Consider the following 3,777-nt stretch of genomic DNA (forward strand, 5'->3'; position numbering starts at 1 on the left):
ACAGGGGGGCGCCCGACACCGCGGCAGGCATGACGGGGGAAGGGGCCAAGGAAGGGACCGTCAGGGGCTCGGGGTTGGCGCGGCGTGCGACTTCAGCGCACGACACACGGACACGGCCGGGCCCGACGGCCCGTGTCCACTGGCGCGCTCCTACGGGCAGTAGCGTGCGTAGCGCAGGCCTCGCGTGACCTTGGGCAGCGGGGTCCCTGGCGTGGTCATGTAGTGGATGTACGGATAGCCCACCCGCACCACGCCCCCGTCCTCCGTGTGCAGCGCGGTGTTGATGGGGAAGGCGAGCCCGCCGTCGGACGCTTCCACCGGCAGCCAGGGCGTGGTGCTCCCGCCATCCGTCTCCGGCGCCAGCGTCCGCACGAACAGGTGGCTGGTCTTCGCCGCCGCGTCGTCGTGGTCCAGGAGCATGTGCGAAGGGCCGGTGTCCCCCATGCGCAGCGCGGGCCCGTGGCTGTAGAGCGGGCCCAGGGAATGGCGCTGCCACTGAGCCCCGTCCTTCACCCACCACCAGGCTCCCGCGGCGTCGGAGCCCAGCACGTGCGGGCGCCCCTGCGCGTCCACCTGGAGGTGGAGGCGCGGGCGCGGCGAGTCGAGGGGCACCGCCCATTCCAGGGGCTCCGCCGTCCAACCGCCTGTCGCATCCGTCGCGTACACGGGGATGTCGTCCGCACCACCGCCCGCCGTGCGGAGGAAGAGGACGTGCATGCGATTGGAGGCATCCGCCACCAGCTGCTCCCGGGTGCCCGTCTGCCCGACCTCCTTCAACTGGACCGTCCACCCGGTGGGGCTGCCGGGACGAATCCCGTACACGTAGACCGCTCCTCCGTCGGGGAGGGGGCGCTCGATGAGCACGTGCAGCACGCCCCAGAGGTCGAAGGTGATCGCCGCGGGCCGGCCTTCTCCCAGCGCGTGCGTCTGCCAGGTGCCCCCCCGGTCATGCGCGTAGTAGACCCAGTCGTTCTGCCCGAAGAGGACATGGTGGGCGCCCAGGGAGTCCACCGCCATGCGCACGGCCTGGATGCTCACCACATCGTCGATGCGCCGGGGCGCGTCGCCCGGCTTCGTGGTGCCGACGTAGAGCCGCGACTCCTTCGCATACGCATAGTGGCCCACGCCCTTCGCATCGAAGTGGAAGGCCATCTCCGCGTTGTCCGCGCCCTCGTCCAGCACGCGCGCCGTCCACCCCGGCTCCAGGCACCCGGGTTCCACGGGGCCCGCGTCCGTTGGCCCTGCGTCCTCCGTCCCCGCGTCCTCCGGTCCCGCGTCCCCCGGCCCCGCGTCATGGCCGTCCGGAGGCCCCACGACGATGACACAGACGCCCGCGTCGTTCATGTACGCATGGCCCCGGTCCGGTGGGGTGAGGTTGTCAACGCAGATGGGGTCGCAGCCCGTCAGCAGCAGCGCCGACAGGGCGGCGCCCGACACCGCGGCAGGCATGACTGGAGAAGGGGCCACGGAAGGGACCGTCAGGGGCGCGGGGTTGGCGCGGCGTGCGACTTCAGCGCACGGCACACGGACACGGCCGGGCCCGACGGCCCGTGTCCATCAGCGCCGCAGGGAGACTTCCAGTCCGTACTGCGGATCCATTCCAGTCCGCCCATTCGCGGTGACGCGGTCCATGCCCACCCGGGCCGACAGCCGCAGCTTCATGCCCGCGAGCCGACCCGTGACGCCCGCGGCCACGTGGCTGGTGAGCAACAGCGGGTCCGCCTGACGGAAGCCGGGCGCCACCAGACCCAGCACGCCCCAGCCCATGCCCACCTCCGCGAACAGCGGCGTGCGCGCCGGGTCCTGCAGGCCCACCAGGCCCTCCAGCGTGAAGCGGTGCAGGCGGATGCCATCCCGCGCCGCGAGCGGCGTCACGCCGTAGGCCCCGCGCGCGCCGTAGTACAGCAGGTGTACGGAGGAGGACGGGGTGCGCCACGACAGGCTGGGGCCGGTGGCGAAGCTCGACAGGCCCAACGGCGAACGCCCCGCGCCCAGCCCCAGCTCCCATGCGGAGCCAGGTCCAGACTGCGGGGCGCCCAGGCGCGGCAGCAGGCCGCCGACCACGGGCGGCGCGAAGGTGGTGAAGTCCACGGGCACCAGGCCCGCGGCGACGACGTACTCGTCGTAGAAGGAGCGGTCCAACGGCACGGAGAACAGGCCGCGACGCAGCGCCTCCTCCGCGGGACCGCGCTCCTGCAGCTCCCGGGGATGCAGCTCCGGGGGCCCCGCGGACAGCTGCGCCAGCGTGACGCGCGCCTCCGCGTCCGGCGCGCGCACCCAGTACACGTCGCGCAGCGGCAGCAGTATCTGCGTCCACTGCTGCGGGGCGCGCCGCACGTCCACCAGCCGCTGGCCGTCCGCGTCCTCCACGGACAGGCGCGCGTACTCGAAGCCCGCGGGGAAGGTGACGCTGGGGCCTTCCGGTGCGGGGCCCACCAGCGGACGCCGGGGCGACGCCGTGGGCGCGAAGGCGTTCACCGACAGCCGCGCGGGCATGCCCTTCACGCCGTGCAGCGACGCGGCCACGAAGGCGGCCAGCTCGCTGTACTCCACCTGTCCGTCGCCGTTGATGTCCGCGCCGCCCAGCAGGCCGGAGCGCGCCACGTGGCTGAAGACGCCCGCGCGGATGCGCGACCACTCGTGCGTCTCCCCGTCGTCGCTCTCCGCGAAGAGGGCGCCCACGTTGGGCCGCGACGCCAGCTGCTCGCGCGCGAGCACCCCGCGCAGCTCCGCCAGCAGCGCCGCGTCCGGCGTCCCGCCGCGACGGCCCACCACGCCCGACGCGCGGCACGCGTCCGCGATGACGTGCACGTAGTCCGCGCCCAGCGGATCCACCACCTCCGAGTAGAGGTTGGTCCGGTCCAGGCGCGAGTCGGCGAGCGTGAAGTAGGCGCGGCCCGCGTCGTCCGTGTTGCCGTGGCCCACGTAGACGATGAGCACGTCCACCTGGTGGCCCGCCGCGTGGTCCGCGAGCGAGGCCGCCTGGAGCCGCTTCACCGCCTGATCCACCGCCTCGCGCGTGGGCGCGCGAGCGCCCTTCAGCACGAGGCTGCCCGCCTTGCGCGTGGGCTCGTCCGGGTCCACCAGCAACGTGGTGTCCACGCCCAGGCGCTTGAGCGTCTCCGCCCACAGCACGCCGTCGTCGTCCGCGTAGCGCAGGGGCGCGAGCGCGGGATCATCACTGCCGTTGTGCGCGATGACGAGCGCCCGGCGCACCGTGTCCGCGAATGCCTTCGGAGCCAACAGCAGCAGCGCCGCGCCGAGGAGCATCTCCAGCTTCTTCATGGTCCTCCCTCTACCCGGACCTCCTGCCTGAGCACCACCACCCCCTCCGTCGTCCCGCCACGCAGGGCCGCCAGGGTGGCGTCCGGGTGCTCGGAGAACGTGGCGGTGACCTCGGCCATATCGGACGTCGCGGGCAGGGCGACCGTCAGCTCCAGGGGACCCTCCTCACCGGCCGTGCCGCTCAGCGCGAACGGCCCGTTGACCTCTTCGCGGCCCCCGGCGCGCACCCGCACCGCCACGTGGGTGTAGGGAGGACGGGCACCCGCCGCGAACGCCAGCGTGGCGCCCGGCGCGCAGGCCGTCCCGGTGCGCACCTCGCGCAGCGACTGGCCGGGGACGGCGCAGAAGATGCGCAGCACGGGCTGCGCCAGCGGCACGGTGGGCGGTGCCGGGTCATGGACGACGCCCCGCGGGCTCCACTCGGACTCCGTGGGAGGGGGGCGGAGGGCTGTCTCTTATAAACATCTGACGCTGCCGACGACTAGTCGAGTG

3 protein-coding genes are annotated in these 3,777 nt (G+C 73.6%); all 3 read right to left on the bottom strand.

Annotated elements, in window-relative coordinates; all coding sequences use genetic code 11:
• Window positions 1-150 precede the first annotated feature (150 nt).
• Entirely contained in the window at window positions 151-1,449 is a 1,299-nt protein-coding gene (locus D7X12_RS40125) for a hypothetical protein (RefSeq protein ID WP_120630405.1), read from the bottom strand.
• A 108-nt stretch (window positions 1,450-1,557) separates the two neighbouring features.
• Window positions 1,558-3,285, bottom strand: coding sequence for a caspase family protein (locus tag D7X12_RS40130; protein WP_120630406.1), 1,728 nt, complete (start codon window positions 3,283-3,285; stop codon window positions 1,558-1,560).
• Window positions 3,282-3,662 (bottom strand): hypothetical protein, encoded by a 381-nt coding sequence (locus tag D7X12_RS40135; RefSeq protein ID WP_208719603.1) that lies wholly within the window; start codon window positions 3,660-3,662, stop codon window positions 3,282-3,284. Before D7X12_RS40135 ends, D7X12_RS40130 begins: the two co-directional genes overlap by 4 nt.
• Between the last annotated feature and the right edge of the window lie 115 nt (window positions 3,663-3,777).

The organism is Corallococcus sicarius (assembly GCF_003611735.1).
Classification (GTDB): Bacteria; Myxococcota; Myxococcia; order Myxococcales; family Myxococcaceae; genus Corallococcus; species Corallococcus sicarius.